The sequence below is a fragment of the Vibrio aphrogenes genome, assembly GCF_002157735.2.
Classification (GTDB): Bacteria; Pseudomonadota; Gammaproteobacteria; order Enterobacterales; family Vibrionaceae; genus Vibrio; species Vibrio aphrogenes.
The window spans coordinates 256,276-270,188 of record NZ_AP018689.1 but is presented as its reverse complement, the minus strand read 5'-3'; the positions used below and the strand labels follow the sequence as shown (position 1 = coordinate 270,188).

Annotated in this window: 15 protein-coding genes; 8 read left to right on the top strand and 7 right to left on the bottom strand. The window is 42.9% G+C overall.

The features are described from left to right. Positions 1 to 347 precede the first annotated feature (347 nt). Positions 348 to 578, top strand: coding sequence for a SlyX family protein (locus VCA1004_RS01260; RefSeq protein WP_086982052.1), 231 nt, complete (start codon positions 348 to 350; stop codon positions 576 to 578). A gap of 135 nt (positions 579 to 713) precedes the next feature. Here the strand turns inward: VCA1004_RS01260 and slyD are convergent, their stop codons facing one another. The 4 genes from slyD to kefG form a co-directional block, all read right to left on the bottom strand. Beyond that, a complete protein-coding gene (gene slyD, locus VCA1004_RS01255) occupies positions 714 to 1,280 on the bottom strand; it encodes a peptidylprolyl isomerase (RefSeq protein WP_086982051.1) in 567 nt (188 codons plus the stop codon). 151 nt (positions 1,281 to 1,431) lie between these two features. After that, on the bottom strand, positions 1,432 to 1,626 hold the full coding sequence (locus tag VCA1004_RS01250) for a YheV family putative zinc ribbon protein (RefSeq protein WP_086982050.1): 195 nt from the start codon (positions 1,624 to 1,626) through the stop codon (positions 1,432 to 1,434). A gap of 26 nt (positions 1,627 to 1,652) precedes the next feature. Next, positions 1,653 to 3,443: a glutathione-regulated potassium-efflux system protein KefB gene (kefB, locus tag VCA1004_RS01245; RefSeq protein ID WP_086982049.1), complete on the bottom strand. Its 1,791-nt coding sequence runs from the start codon at positions 3,441 to 3,443 to the stop codon at positions 1,653 to 1,655. Continuing rightward, complete coding sequence (gene kefG / locus VCA1004_RS01240; protein WP_086982048.1) at positions 3,443 to 4,054, bottom strand: glutathione-regulated potassium-efflux system ancillary protein KefG; 612 nt, start codon at positions 4,052 to 4,054, stop codon at positions 3,443 to 3,445. The genes kefB and kefG overlap by 1 nt, the downstream gene beginning before the upstream one ends. Positions 4,055 to 4,340: 286 nt before the next feature. Between kefG and VCA1004_RS01235 the strand changes: the two genes are divergently transcribed. The 5 genes from VCA1004_RS01235 (at position 4,341) to crp (ending at position 8,777) form a co-directional block, all read left to right on the top strand. Next, positions 4,341 to 6,248: an ABC transporter ATP-binding protein gene (locus VCA1004_RS01235; RefSeq protein ID WP_086982047.1), complete on the top strand. Its 1,908-nt coding sequence runs from the start codon at positions 4,341 to 4,343 to the stop codon at positions 6,246 to 6,248. 1 nt (position 6,249) lies between these two features. Further along, positions 6,250 to 6,711 (top strand): TIGR02444 family protein, encoded by a 462-nt coding sequence (locus VCA1004_RS01230; protein ID WP_086982046.1) that lies wholly within the window; start codon positions 6,250 to 6,252, stop codon positions 6,709 to 6,711. A 26-nt stretch (positions 6,712 to 6,737) separates the two neighbouring features. Beyond that, entirely contained in the window at positions 6,738 to 6,953 is a 216-nt protein-coding gene (locus VCA1004_RS01225) for a YheU family protein (RefSeq protein ID WP_086982045.1), read from the top strand. 80 nt (positions 6,954 to 7,033) lie between these two features. Then, positions 7,034 to 7,903 (top strand): phosphoribulokinase, encoded by an 870-nt coding sequence (locus VCA1004_RS01220; protein WP_086982044.1) that lies wholly within the window; start codon positions 7,034 to 7,036, stop codon positions 7,901 to 7,903. 241 nt (positions 7,904 to 8,144) lie between these two features. Continuing rightward, positions 8,145 to 8,777, top strand: coding sequence for a cAMP-activated global transcriptional regulator CRP (gene crp / locus VCA1004_RS01215; protein ID WP_086982043.1), 633 nt, complete (start codon positions 8,145 to 8,147; stop codon positions 8,775 to 8,777). A gap of 403 nt (positions 8,778 to 9,180) precedes the next feature. Here the strand turns inward: crp and VCA1004_RS01205 are convergent, their stop codons facing one another. From VCA1004_RS01205 to rph, 3 genes are all read right to left on the bottom strand, one after another. After that, on the bottom strand, positions 9,181 to 10,386 hold the full coding sequence (locus VCA1004_RS01205; RefSeq protein ID WP_086982042.1) for an aromatic amino acid transport family protein: 1,206 nt from the start codon (positions 10,384 to 10,386) through the stop codon (positions 9,181 to 9,183). A gap of 221 nt (positions 10,387 to 10,607) precedes the next feature. Beyond that, positions 10,608 to 11,249, bottom strand: coding sequence for an orotate phosphoribosyltransferase (pyrE, locus tag VCA1004_RS01200; RefSeq protein ID WP_086982041.1), 642 nt, complete (start codon positions 11,247 to 11,249; stop codon positions 10,608 to 10,610). Between the two features lie 138 nt (positions 11,250 to 11,387). Continuing rightward, complete coding sequence (gene rph / locus VCA1004_RS01195; protein WP_086984593.1) at positions 11,388 to 12,104, bottom strand: ribonuclease PH; 717 nt, start codon at positions 12,102 to 12,104, stop codon at positions 11,388 to 11,390. Between the two features lie 187 nt (positions 12,105 to 12,291). On the opposite strand from rph, the gene VCA1004_RS01190 reads away from it, so the two are divergent. Together VCA1004_RS01190 and VCA1004_RS01185 are read left to right on the top strand one after the other, a co-directional pair. Next, complete coding sequence (locus VCA1004_RS01190) at positions 12,292 to 13,158, top strand: YicC/YloC family endoribonuclease (protein WP_086982040.1); 867 nt, start codon at positions 12,292 to 12,294, stop codon at positions 13,156 to 13,158. Between the two features lie 449 nt (positions 13,159 to 13,607). After that, the gene (locus VCA1004_RS01185) at positions 13,608 to 13,817 is read left to right on the top strand and encodes a hypothetical protein (RefSeq protein ID WP_086982039.1); all 210 of its coding nucleotides are present in this window, start codon (positions 13,608 to 13,610) and stop codon (positions 13,815 to 13,817) included. The last annotated feature ends 96 nt before the right edge of the window (positions 13,818 to 13,913 follow it).

Here is a 13,913-nt window from a genome sequence, read left to right as displayed (position 1 = left end):
AATTATTGTAACAACACCTAGAAATTTTATCGCTTCCACTACAAATTCTAGTGCTTCCACGACTATGAATGCTTCTAAATGATGTGATGTTTGAATATCCTCAATCAGGATATCTCTTGTTTCTACACTACCATGGACTTATTCCAAGCACTTGGTAGATGACTGTATTTTTAGAACAAAGTTCAACAAAAGTAGAAAAATGTATCATGAAAGTATGAATTTTCTTTTTCTTTTCAGGCCCTTTCTTCGTAGCGCCTCTCTATTGAACACTTACGTTGCATCAAACTTCTACAGACCTGAATGTTTCAGGTATACTCTCACTTTCTTTTATCACTAAAGTAAACAGCATGCATTCAGATAACCTAGAGCTGGAATTAAAACAACGTATTGATGATCTTGAGTGCCAAGTGGCTTTTCAAGAGCAAACCATCAATGACCTTAATGATGCCTTAAGCCAACAGCAGATCTTGATTTCTCGTATGCAAGATCAAATGAAATTTGTGGTGGGTAAAGTGAAAAACCTTGATGCTTCTCATTTAGCGGACGCGTCAGAGGAAACACCCCCTCCTCATTATTGATCCATTGAAGTATTAGCCCATTGAGGTATTAATCCATTTAACTCTTAATCCATTTAGTGAATCCTATTCACTGAAATGATGAGCGTAACTTCATTAACAAAAACGCCAACTCTTCAGTTGGCGTTTTTTAAAAGATTAGTGAGAACAGCCACAACCGCCGTTGCCATCACAGCCTTCTTTTTTCTCTTCGTGATCATGACCGCCACAGCAATCACCATCGTGGTCATGGTGGTGACCCGCTTGATGCACATGACCGTGCGCCATTTCTTCTTCAGTCGCCGCGCGAACTGCCACAACTTCAACATCAAATGTAAGTGTTTGGCCTGCTAGCATGTGGTTACCATCTACCACCACTTCATCACCATCGACTTCAGTGATTTCTACTGGGATTTGACCTTGGTCGGTATCTGCTAAGAAACGCATGCCCACTTCAATTTCATCTACACCGTGGAATACGTTTGCAGGAACACGTTGCACTAGGCCTTCATTGTGCTCACCGTAAGCGTCTTCTGGAGCAATAGTTGCTGTGAATTTGTCACCGGCAACTTTACCTTCAAGCTCTTTTTCCAAACCAGTGATTAGGTTGTTATGGCCGTGTAGGTAATCTAATGGCGCATCAACCGTTGATTGGTCAACCACAACACCATCTTCAACTTTCACTTGGTATGCCAAGCTAACAACAACGTTTTTTTCAATTTTCATATTCGCTCCAAATTCAGATTAAGCGTGAGAATGTGAGCACTTAATCTCTATTTGCAAGATAATGGGGATAAGCTTTGCAGATTTCAATCGCTAAAGGTGATTATTTTTCTATCCAAACCACCTTCTTCATCTCTTTCTTTTATTATGGCTTTCACTCTGGTTTAAAAATCCCAATCAATTGTTCGGCTTGGTGTGGTGTTTTTTCAACAACTTGAGGCGTTTTTTGTTCCACATAATCACACTCGACACATTCCACGACTTCAATTTGATTCTCTTCCCATACTCGCAAGCTGTCTGTTTGTTCACAGAGTGGGCATTTAGCTCCGGCAATAAATCTTTTCTTCATGCTGCAATTCCGCCTTAACTTATCAACTAATCCCAGTAATTCTGGATTTTACGTTCGCTTTCCATTTCTCGGTCAAAAATCTCTTCCAATTCTTGACGCACTTCCCTCGCCTTAATTCCTACCTCTTTATCTTCTGCATGTTGAGGTAATAACTCTTTAAGCATAGCGGTATCTAGTTTTCTAAAATGCGCTTCAGCTCGCTTGGCTTGATAAGGATGCATGCCTAATTCTGTTAATACTTGTCTGCCAAGATCCAAAGCCCCTAAGAAGGTTTCTCGCGAGAACAAGGTCACCCCTAGATTAAGCAGTTGATAAGCTTCAATGCGACTGCGCGCACGTGCCAGCACTTTTAAATGAGGGAAATGATGCTTACACAATTCAGCGATTTTAAGTACTTCTTCTGGGGAGTCGGTACAAATTGCAATGGCCTCGGCTTGCTCAGCTCCAGCAGCCCGAAGCAGATCCAGTTGAGTCGCATCACCGTAATACACTTTATAGCCAAATTTGCGCAGCAATTGAATTTGACTGGCATCACTTTCTAAAATCGTAATGCGTATTTTATTGGCATACAGTAAACGCCCGACAACTTGTCCAAAGCGTCCAAAGCCCGCCACAATGACTCGAGGCTCTTCATTTACCACATCAGATTGCATCTCTTCTTGGCTATTGATGGTGCGATTAAACCACTTATGCTGAGCCAATAAGAGTAGCGGCGTGGTCATCATCGATAAGCTGACCACAACCAATAAAAATGAACTCAATTCAGGCCCTAATAAACCATGACCTTTGGCAGCGGTAAAGAGCACAAAAGCAAACTCGCCTCCTTGGCTCAAAATCGCGGCCATTCGACTACGAGCTTTTGAACGTGTTCCCATTAAGCGAGCAAGCACATATAAAATCAGCCCCTTAATCGACACTAACGCAAGCACAGCGGCAATAATTTTAATGGGGTACGAGATTAATAGTTCGAGATTGACCGCCATGCCGACCGACATAAAAAACAGGCCAAGCAATAGCCCTTTAAAGGGTTCGATAGCGGTTTCTAGTTCATGGCGATATTCACTTTCCGCTAACAACACCCCAGCTAAGAAAGTGCCTAGGGCCATCGATAACCCCAGCTTACTCATTAACACCGAAATCCCAATCACTAATAATAAGGCGGCCACAGTAAATAGCTCTCTGACGCGGCTCATCACCACATAACGGAAAATGGGTCTTAATAAATAATGCCCTCCGACTAACAGGGCGCTAATTCCCCCAATCATCCAAACTGCATCTAACCAATCGCCTCCGACATTGCCCGCCAATAAAGGCAACAAAGCCAACATCGGGATCACCGCGATATCTTGAAAAAGCAATACCGCAAAACCTGACTGGCCCGTTTCAGTGCCGGCTAGACCTTGTTCTTCAATCACTCGCAATGCGATGGCCGTCGACGATAAGGCCAGGCCCATCCCAATGACTAAACTGTTTTGCCAGCTCACCCCAAAAGCATTGGCAATCGCCGAGATGGCAAAGGTAGTCACTACTACTTGAGCACCACCAAGCCCTAAAATAGGCATTCGCATTTGCCATAATTTTTTCGGGTTCAATTCCAAACCAATTAAAAACAGCAACAACACCACGCCCAGCTCAGAAAAGTGCATCACGCTATCAACATCGCTGATCAAGCCCAATCCCCATGGCCCAATGACGATACCAGCAATTAAATAGCCTAAAACCGACCCTAAACCTAAGCGTTGCGCTAAGGGAACCGTAACCACGGCGGCGGCTAAAAACACCACGCCACTGTTTAAAAAATCCATTGTTGATGCCATCAAGCGTTCCTTTCTACTTTTTGTAATTCAATCGGATGGAGTAACCAAGAACGATACGCTTGCGCATGCTCAATACGGGTCGCCTTATCAACATTACGCGCCCAATATAAAACCATAGGTTCAACCCAATGCATTTGACACAATTTTGCGGTTAACTCAAAAGGCTGCAAAATCTGCTCTAATGGATACTGGTTATAACCTCTTGTTGAAAATGCCTCTTTTGATCCTCCGGCAGTCACTATGCTGCGCCAATATTTACCTTTTAAGGCTGCGCCCTTGCCAAACGCAAACCCTTTACCAAGCACCGTATCCATCCACTCTTTCATTAATGCCGGACAAGAATACATAAAAAGAGGATGCTGAAAGACAATCACATCGTGCTCTAAAAGCAAACGATGCTCAGCTGCCACATCAATGAAAAAATCCGGATATCGACCATATAAGTCATGAATAGTGACATTGGATAACCCTTGCGCGGCTTTTAATAACATTTGATTAGCAATAGAATTATCTGGATCAGGGTGAGCATAAATCACTAACACACGAGGGTTAACTTTTGACTCGTTCACATGAGAACCTATCTCCTCTGGAGATTCCTTGGTCTTCGACATTGTTACTCCTCTCTTCTTGCCTTGCTTATTGCTTTAGCAGTGACCATTTTCTCACTAGCAACGGCTATTTCTTACTATTAGTTTTTACTATTAGTTTTTACTATTAGTTCTTACTACTAGTATGAACGCTCATTTTATTGCTGCAATTAACAACTCTTCAACAAATAATTCATCATATCCTAATTCGTATAATGATCGACATTTATCCATTAAACCCCTAATATTCTCAGCGTAACAAAACAACCTCCTTCAACGATTCCTAACAGCAACTCTAAATAAGACCTTTATGATTACATTTTCCAATATTCAATTACTGCGCGGTGGTAAACCTCTATTAGATCAAGCCTCTGCAACTATTCACCCCGGTGACAAAGTCGGTTTAGTTGGAAAAAATGGTTGCGGTAAATCCACCTTATTTGCGTTGTTAAAAAATGAGCTTTCTATCGATGCTGGCAATTTTCAAATGCCAGCCCAGTGGGAATTAGCTTGGGTTGCTCAAGAAACCCCAGCATTAGAACGTGCCGCATTAGAATACGTAATTGATGGTGATCGCGAATATCGCCAATTAGAGCAAGACTTAGCCGCAGCCGAACAAGCGGATAATGGCACCTTAGTTGCCGAGTTACATGGCAAATTAGAGACGGTCGGTGGCTATACCATTAAATCTCGTGCTGCAGAATTGCTGAATGGTTTAGGCTTTAGCCAAGAGCAGATGCAATGGAATCTCACCCAATTTTCTGGTGGTTGGCGAATGCGATTAAACTTAGCGCAAGCCTTGTTATGTCGCTCTGATTTGTTACTGCTCGATGAACCAACCAACCACTTAGATTTGGATGCCGTACTGTGGTTGGAAAAGTGGCTACAAAACTACCCGGGCACTTTGATTTTGATCTCGCACGACCGCGATTTTCTTGACCCTATCGTGGGGCGAATCATCCACGTGGAAAACCAGTTACTCAATGAATACACAGGTAACTACTCTTCCTTTGAAAATCAACGTGCTCAAAAATTAATGCAACAACAAGCCATGTATGCCAAACAACAAAAACAAATGGCGCATATGCAAAGTTATATCGACCGCTTCCGCTACAAGGCCTCCAAAGCACGCCAAGCCCAAAGCCGCATTAAAGCGTTAGAGAAAATGGAAAAAGTCCTTCCTGCGCAATTTGATAACCCATTTAGCTTTGAGTTTCGTGAGCCCGCAGCCTTGCCAAATCCAATCATCATGATGGACCAAGTATCAGCAGGTTATGGCGATAATCTCATTTTAAAACACATTCGTTTGAATTTGGTTCCTGGCAGCCGTATTGGCTTATTAGGCCGTAATGGCGCAGGTAAATCGACGTTAATCAAATTACTCTCCAGTGAACTCAAACCGCAAAGTGGCGATCTCACTTATTCACAAGGGGTGAAAATTGGCTACTTTGCTCAGCATCAATTAGAAACCTTGCATCCAGAAGAAACACCGCTACAACACATGATGCAGATTGCGCCCAATCATACCGAACAACAATTACGAGATTACTTAGGCAGCTTTGGGTTCATCGGTGATAAAGCCCTCGATAAAGTCGCTCCGTTTTCTGGTGGGGAAAAAGCTCGTTTAGTCTTAGCGTTAGTGGTGTGGCAAAAACCTAACCTCTTATTACTCGATGAACCAACTAACCACCTAGATCTCGACATGCGCCAAGCTCTGACGATGGCACTGCAAACGTTTGAAGGCGCTATGGTGATTGTCAGCCACGACCGCTATTTACTGCGTGCCACCACCGATGACTTATACTTAGTCGATGACAAACAGGTTGTGCCTTTTGATGGCGATTTAGGCGACTATTACAAATGGTTAACCGAACAACAAAAACAAGAGAAAAAAGACACGCAAGACCCCGTCAACAGCGAGCCCAGTCAAAACAGCGCTGCCGCACGTAAAGAGCAAAAGCGTTTAGAAGCCGAATTACGTAAACAAACGGCACCAATTCGCAAAAAACTGACACAACTCGAAGCAAAAATGGACAAACTAAGCCTAGAGTTAGCCGCTGCCGAACAACAATTAGGCGATGTATCACTCTATCAAGATGAAAATAAAGCTAAACTGACAGAAGTATTAGCGCAACAAGCCTCCAGCAAGTCTCAATTGGAAGACATTGAGATGGAGTGGATGGCCTTACAGGAAGAACTGGAAAGCTTAAGCTCATAATATGACCCAATATCAACCGCTGCCTCTCACCTTTGAACGCCTATGGCAATTTAGTTTGCAACATTATGGCGTGCGCAAAATTAAAGAAGCTTGTTTGCATTTACAAAACCAATACCATGGCAAAGTCAATTTGGTGTTGTTACTGAAATGGTTAGATGAACACCAACTCGCCCTATCAGAGCAACAATGGCAACAACTTGATGCAGCGATTGAACGTACGGAACACTTATTAGAGCAATTTCGTTATTATCGTCGCAAAGCCAAACCGCATTTGCCCGACACCCTATATCGTGAATCTTTACAGTTTGAACTGCAACTAGAACGCCAACAGCAATCAGATTTGGTCCATTGCATTAATCAAATGGACCTTTCTCCTCGTTCTGGCCAACCCATGACCCATCTCTATTGTCATAAGGTTGGGGCTGAACATCTGTGTGAGATTTTTTATAATACGGCTCGATAACCCCAATCAATGGATAAGGCAGTACCATGATCATTCCTTGGCAAGAGATTCAGCCCGAGACACTCGATAATTTAATCAAAGAATTTATTTTACGAGAAGGAACCGATTACGGCCTCCAAGAAACCACACTTGAGACCAAAATCAAACAAGTCAAAACACAACTCCAAGCTGGCAGTGTTGTTATTGTTTTTTCCGAGCTCCATGAAAGCGTCGATATCAAATCGATTCGGGATCTCAACTAACCTCTCACGCTCTCCTATTTATTCTTTGCCGTCATTCCTCTACACTGTGGGACATAATTAAGTCGCAATAAAGGATTATTATGTCGGCAAAACACCCGATCATTGCGGTTACGGGTTCATCAGGTGCAGGAACCACCACCACCTCAGAAACCTTCCGTAAAATGTTCAATATGATGGGCATTCAAGCTTCTTGGGTTGAAGGCGATAGCTTTCATCGTTATACGCGCCCAGAAATGGACATCGCCATTCGTAAAGCCAAAGAGCAAGGCAAGCACATCAGCTATTTTGGCCCCGAAGCCAATGACTTCCCCGCTCTCGCGCATTTTTTCAAGCAATATGGGCAAGATGGCACCGGTAAAGTGCGCCGTTATCTACACAGTTTTGATGAAGCCGTCCCCTATAACCAAATGCCAGGTACCTTTACCCCTTGGCAAGATCTGCCTGAAAATACCGATGTTTTATTCTACGAAGGTTTACATGGCGGCGTCGTCGATGGCGAGGTCAGCGTGTCGAAACACGTCGATTTTCTGATTGGTATGGTGCCGATCGTTAACTTGGAATGGATTCAAAAATTTGTGCGTGATACCCGCGATCGCGGCCATTCACGAGAAGCTGTGATGGACTCGATTGTGCGTTCAATGGATGACTACCTTAATTACATAACGCCACAATTTTCACGCACTCACATTAACTTTCAACGCGTTCCAACCGTGGATACCTCCAATCCACTCAATGCAAAAGGAATCCCCAGTCTCGATGAAAGTTTTGTGGTGATCCGCTTACGTGGCATTAAAAATGTCGACTTTCCTTATTTACTCGCCATGATTGATGGTTCATTCATGTCGCGCCATAACACCCTAGTGGTACCGGGCGGAAAAATGAGTTTTGCTATGGAACTCATCATCCAACCGTTATTACATCAATTAATCGAAACAGGGAAAATCGACTAGAAATGCTAGCGAGAGCACACTTACTGTCGAGTCTGTGATTTCGAACACATTTTGGCAGTCAAAAACCCCATTCTTGGTCGATCAAAATCAAGAAATCCGATGAAGAAAGGGGTAGTATTTAAGACCAACTGTAAAAGTCTTACAGCTAAGAAAATTAGCACCTATTTTATGTGACCCGTCCAGACGGTCTCAGGATGGATGACTCAACACTGAGCAAGCCTTGTAGAGGAAGTAACAAATTATGGTTCTAGGTAAACCTCAAACTGACCCAACATTAGAGTGGTTTCTATCGCACTGTCATATCCATAAGTACCCATCAAAAAGTACTTTGATTCACGCCGGTGAGAAAGCAGAAACTCTGTATTACATCGTGAAGGGTTCAGTGGCTGTATTAATCAAAGATGAAGAAGGCAAAGAGATGATTTTGTCTTACTTGAACCAAGGTGACTTCATTGGCGAATTAGGCCTATTTGAAGAAGACCAAGAGCGTACCGCTTGGGTCCGTGCAAAATCACCTTGTGAAGTCGCTGAAATTTCATTTAAGAAATTCCGCCAACTTATCCAAGTGAATCCAGATATCTTAATGCGTCTTTCTGGTCAAATGGCTAAACGCCTACAGATTACTAGCCAGAAAGTGGGTGACTTAGCTTTCCTAGACGTAACGGGTCGTATCGCTCAAACTCTGTTGAACTTAGCGAAACAACCTGATGCGATGACTCACCCTGATGGTATGCAAATCAAGATCACTCGCCAAGAAATTGGTCAAATTGTTGGCTGTTCACGCGAAACTGTTGGCCGTATCTTGAAGATGCTAGAAGAGCAAAATCTGATTTCAGCTCACGGTAAAACCATCGTCGTTTACGGTACGCGTTAATCGTCTTTCGTTTTACAACAAGCCAAAATCCACAAAGCCACTGAATGAAAGTTCAGTGGCTTTTTTTATACGCGAGTTTCGTTATTCGGGCGCTACGCTGCTTGTGACTCGATAAAGATAAGAGCCGAGAGCCGAGAGCCGAGAGCCGAGAGCCGAGAGCCGAGAGCCGAGAGCCGAGAGCCGAGAGCCGAGAGCCGAGAGCCGAGAGCCGAGAGCCGAGAGCCGAGAGCCGAGAGCCGAGAGCCGAGAGCCGAGAGCCGAGAGCCGAGAGGATTGTGCTGCGAGACCAACTAATGTCAATAATTCTTTTCGGTTCCCTAGCGCAGCGTCCCCATATCTCGGCTTTCCTGCTTGTGCTTTTCCTCGCTTAGAGAAGCGCAGCGGTCTGTTACGAATACCGATATTACCCAATCGCCGGTAACACCCCTGCACTGATCAACAACTGCACCCCGATAATAACCACGCCCATTAACAAGGTAAATATTAATGCAGGTTTACCACCGCTCACTGTAAAGGCTTGAGTTTCATGATGCTGTTGACGTGATTTCACTACCATAGCAACCGGTAATAGAATGGCTAAAATAGCCAAAGCAATAGCAGCATAACCTAACGCCATAATAAAACCTTGTGGGTAGAACAAAGCAAAGCCTAGTGGAGGCAAAAAAGTCACGAAAGCGATCGCCACACGGCCTTTTTTGGTTTGTCGCTTATTTAAGCTATCCCCTAAAAATTCAAACAAGCCCAAGCTCACCCCTAAAAATGAAGTAATCAACGCAAGGTCAGCAAAGACAGACACAATCTGCGAAATCATGCTGTTATGAATCACTTGAGATAAGATATTCACTAAAGAGCTCACATCTGAAGCTTGTGATAAGGTCGCTTGATTCACCACACCCAAGGTTGCGAATTGCCATAAGATGTAGACAATTAATGGCAATAAAGAGCCGCAGAGCATCACTTTCTTTAAGGCCTTCATGTCTAATTCTAAATAGCGTACCACCGCAGGAATGCTCCCGTGAAAGCCAAAAGAGGTAAAAATTACTGGCAAAGCCGCCACAACCAGTCCTTTTTCTAATGGCATGTTGACTAAATTCACCGCTTCAATATTAGGGGTTAAGAAAAACAACATGGTTGCCATCGCGATCAGCTTACAGGTAAACAACACTCGATTAACTCGATCAACAGAATGCGTCCCAAAGGTGACAATAGAGGCGATTAATAGTGTAAAAATGACGGTGCCTAAACCGCTCGAGACATCAAGAGAAAACCAGTTATATAGCTTGGCGTTAAACTGACCACCACCACCAGCAATGTAAGCGGCACATAACGCATAAAATAAAAATAGCATGGCAAAGGTCGCAATCCATTTGCCTTTTTCACCCAGAAACTGTTTCGCTAAAGTGTGTAGGGTTGCGTCATAATCGGCATGTTGATGAAGCTCTAACATTAATAATGCGGTGTACGCCATTAAAGCCCACATCCCCACCATGATCATCAAGGAGGTGGAAAAGCCTAAACCGGCAGATGCAATCGGAAGTGCCAGCATGCCAGCCCCAATGGTTGTACCGGCAATGATCAAAGTACTGCCAAAAACCTTTGAATTACTCATATTGTTATCTTTTTACCTGGTGGAATAATAAGCTGACACATTACTCATTTTTCAGGATTAAATCGAGGTAACAAAAATCAAAATCGCTCAATTATTCTACAAATTTACCTTAAATAGTCATTTTGTTTTGGTGTATAAAAAAATATACGCACTGTAAATAAAAATAAACCCAATGGCCAAATGAGCCACTGGGTCAGATGAAAAGTCATTTTAACGGTCAATTAAATACCGTATTGATCTCGATAAGCTTTAACTGAAGCTAACTGCTCGGCACTGTTGCCTTGCTCTTCAAGATACGTGACTAAATCGCCAAGACTAATAATAGAAATGACCGCACACCCAAAATCACGCTCGACTTCTTGAATGGCAGATAACTCACCTTTACCTTTTTCTTGACGATCAATGGCCACCAATACACCCGCTAAATCAGCAGCATTGGCTTTGATGATTTCCATGGATTCACGAATTGCAGTCCCTGCCGTGATCACATCATCGACCAACATAATACGCCCTTCTAGGGGATTACCTACTAGATTCCCCCCTTCGCCATGGTCTTTAGCTTCTTTGCGGTTAAAACAATAAGGAGTATCAATATCATGATGATCGGCAAGAGCTACCGCTGTGGTTGTGGCAATAGGGATCCCCTTATAAGCAGGACCAAATAACACATCAAATTCAATCCCTGAATCCGCTAACGCGGCGGCATAAAAGCGCCCTAAACGAGCCAAATCACGGCCGGTATTAAATAACCCAGCATTAAAGAAATACGGGCTAATGCGACCAGACTTTAAAGTGAACTCACCAAACTTCAATACTTCCTTTTCTAAGGCAAACTCTATAAATTCACGTTGATATGCTTTCATAAAATATCTCTATTCGGTCCCTAGTTCCTAGCTTCTAGTCCCTAGAGAATTTCATCTTCAATTTCAGCTGTTATAAATCTAACAGACTCAAATTGCACTCAAAAAAATAGCCCCTCAATGAGGAGCTATTTAAAAAACTTAATTTGCCAAGGCGGCTTTCTGAACGGCGATAATATCTTGGATGCCCTTCTCCGCCAGATCGAGTAATTGATTCAACTCAGCACGTGAGAATGCCTCTCCTTCTGCCGTTCCTTGCACCTCAATCATTTTACCTTCTTCGGTCATCACCACATTCATGTCGGTATCCGCAGCAGAGTCTTCTACATATTCTAAATCACATAAAGCGTGCTCACCGATAATACCAACTGAAACCGCCGCAACATGACACTTCATTGGGTTTTTCTTTAGTTTGCCTAAGTCCACTAATGATTGAATCGCATCGGCCAATGCCACACTTGCGCCCGAGATAGAAGCGGTACGAGTACCACCATCCGCTTGGATCACATCACAATCAACCGTGATCATCATTTCGCCTAATACATCCAAATCGACGACAGCACGTAAACTACGCGCGATTAAACGTTGGATTTCCATAGTACGACCGCCTTGTTTACCGCTAGCGGCTTCACGACGGTTACGCGTATGAGTCGCACGAGGTAACATGCCATATTCGGCCGTTACCCAACCTTTACCACGGCCTTTTAACCAACCTGGTACTTTTTCTTCAACACTGGCATTACACAATACTTTGGTATTACCAAACTCCACCAAAACTGAACCTTCAGCATAAGCGGTATAGTTACGAGTCATTTTAATAGGACGAACTTGATCCGCGGCACGATCATTTGGACGCAAAGTTGAAGACATAAAGAAATACCTAATTAGCAATAGAATTGGGGCAAGATTATAACGATCTTGTCGTGAAAAAGCGATCTTAACGACGATTAATAAAACCACAGAGATTAAAGAAACCACCTTGCCTTAGACTGTGATAATATTCTTTTCAGAAAATCATCACACAATTTAGATTAGGTAATCTTCAATGATCTACAGCATGACCGCTTATGCCCGCAAAGAAATCAAATCCGATTGGGGCAACGCTGTGTGGGAAATCCGCAGTGTCAACCAACGCTACCTTGAAACCTACTTCCGTCTACCTGAACAATTTCGTGGTTTAGAGCCAATTTTACGTGAGCGTTTTCGTAAGCGTTTAGCGCGCGGTAAAGTCGAATGTCACTTACGCTTTGAAGCCAATTCCAAGGCGCAAAGCGACCTCAACATCAATGAAGACCTTGCCAAACAAGTGATCAAAGCCGCTAATCAAGTGATGTCTCTAACCGGTGAAGAGTCACGCATCAACCCATTTCAAGTAATGAACTGGCCGGGTGTGATGGAAGCACCAGAGCAAGACATGGACACCATCCAAAAAGAACTACTTGAAGCGTTTGAAGAAGCAATGAGTGATTTCATTGACGCACGTGGCCGCGAAGGTGCCAACATGAAAGCCTTGATCGACCAACGCCTTGAAGCGATCACCGCAGAAGCTGCCAAAGTACGTGCTCGCATGCCAGAGATCCTACAATGGCAACGCGACCGCCTACTCAACAAATTTGAAGAAGCCAAAATTGAACTCGACAGCTCACGGGTCGAACAAGAATTGATTCTACTGGCGCAAAAATCAGACGTCGCAGAAGAATTGGATCGCTTAGATTCTCACGTTAAAGAAGCTACTAACATCATGAAAAAAGGCGGCGCTTGTGGCCGTAAACTCGATTTCATGATGCAAGAATTCAACCGTGAAGCGAATACGCTAGCGTCTAAATCGATTAGTACGGATGTGACCGCTTCAGGTGTTGAATTGAAAGTGTTGATTGAGCAAATGCGTGAGCAGATCCAGAATATTGAATAATATTTTACAGACACCAAAAGAACTCAAAATTACTGTTTATAAAGGATTCTCATCAGAAACTTAATTTCATAAGATATCATCTAAATGATGGCAAAGATGGGGACAGTAGAACAATGCAATGATACGTTGCTTGTTATCTGTCACCATTTTTTACGTCTGTTGTAAACATCCAACTAATTAATCAAAGTGGTCGACCATCAATCGCAAATGACGCTTTGAATTACTGTAAACAACTATTCAATCATGTAAACATCCCCTAAAATAAGTACAAATAAATTCGCTGTTTACATACAACCTAGATAACAAATAATTGCTTTGTGATTAATGTTGAATTTTTTCTTTATATCCTTATTCAAAGGATCACACCTTAACTTTTTGAACGATGAGTATATAGTTATATCTATTAAAACTGATATAGTTCTCTAATATTAAAAAGCAGGAAAGATATCATGTACTCAACCGACGCAATTGAACTCGTCAAACTAGGCGTAAACATCGAAATCGCAAAAAACTCTTCTTTACACCCAACAGACGCACTAGAAATCGTAAATATCGCCAGTGAAATTGGTACTCACGTTACAGTAAAAAAGAAGTACCACACTGAAGTTCTGATGGAGATGGCAAAAGTAGGACGCGACCACGTCACTATCGCTATTTAGCCAACGGCTATCTAGTTCTTCGCCTAGATAAAACAGAATGTGCAGTATATTGGGGACAATATGCTGCACATTTTTATTCCCAGAAAGGAGCATGAA

Excerpts from the sequence above, each read along its gene's own strand:
- VCA1004_RS01260 (WP_086982052.1), top strand. The coding sequence starts at position 348 with ATGCATTCAGATAACCTAGAGCTGGAATTAAAACAACGTATTGATGAT.
- slyD (WP_086982051.1), bottom strand. The coding sequence starts at position 1,280 with ATGAAAATTGAAAAAAACGTTGTTGTTAGCTTGGCATACCAAGTGAAA.
- VCA1004_RS01250 (WP_086982050.1), bottom strand. The coding sequence starts at position 1,626 with ATGAAGAAAAGATTTATTGCCGGAGCTAAATGCCCACTCTGTGAACAA.
- kefB (WP_086982049.1), bottom strand. The coding sequence starts at position 3,443 with ATGGCATCAACAATGGATTTTTTAAACAGTGGCGTGGTGTTTTTAGCC.
- kefG (WP_086982048.1), bottom strand. The coding sequence starts at position 4,054 with ATGTCGAAGACCAAGGAATCTCCAGAGGAGATAGGTTCTCATGTGAAC.
- VCA1004_RS01235 (WP_086982047.1), top strand. The coding sequence starts at position 4,341 with ATGATTACATTTTCCAATATTCAATTACTGCGCGGTGGTAAACCTCTA.
- VCA1004_RS01230 (WP_086982046.1), top strand. The coding sequence starts at position 6,250 with ATGACCCAATATCAACCGCTGCCTCTCACCTTTGAACGCCTATGGCAA.
- VCA1004_RS01225 (WP_086982045.1), top strand. The coding sequence starts at position 6,738 with ATGATCATTCCTTGGCAAGAGATTCAGCCCGAGACACTCGATAATTTA.
- VCA1004_RS01220 (WP_086982044.1), top strand. The coding sequence starts at position 7,034 with ATGTCGGCAAAACACCCGATCATTGCGGTTACGGGTTCATCAGGTGCA.
- crp (WP_086982043.1), top strand. The coding sequence starts at position 8,145 with ATGGTTCTAGGTAAACCTCAAACTGACCCAACATTAGAGTGGTTTCTA.
- VCA1004_RS01205 (WP_086982042.1), bottom strand. The coding sequence starts at position 10,386 with ATGAGTAATTCAAAGGTTTTTGGCAGTACTTTGATCATTGCCGGTACA.
- pyrE (WP_086982041.1), bottom strand. The coding sequence starts at position 11,249 with ATGAAAGCATATCAACGTGAATTTATAGAGTTTGCCTTAGAAAAGGAA.
- VCA1004_RS01190 (WP_086982040.1), top strand. The coding sequence starts at position 12,292 with ATGATCTACAGCATGACCGCTTATGCCCGCAAAGAAATCAAATCCGAT.
- VCA1004_RS01185 (WP_086982039.1), top strand. The coding sequence starts at position 13,608 with ATGTACTCAACCGACGCAATTGAACTCGTCAAACTAGGCGTAAACATC.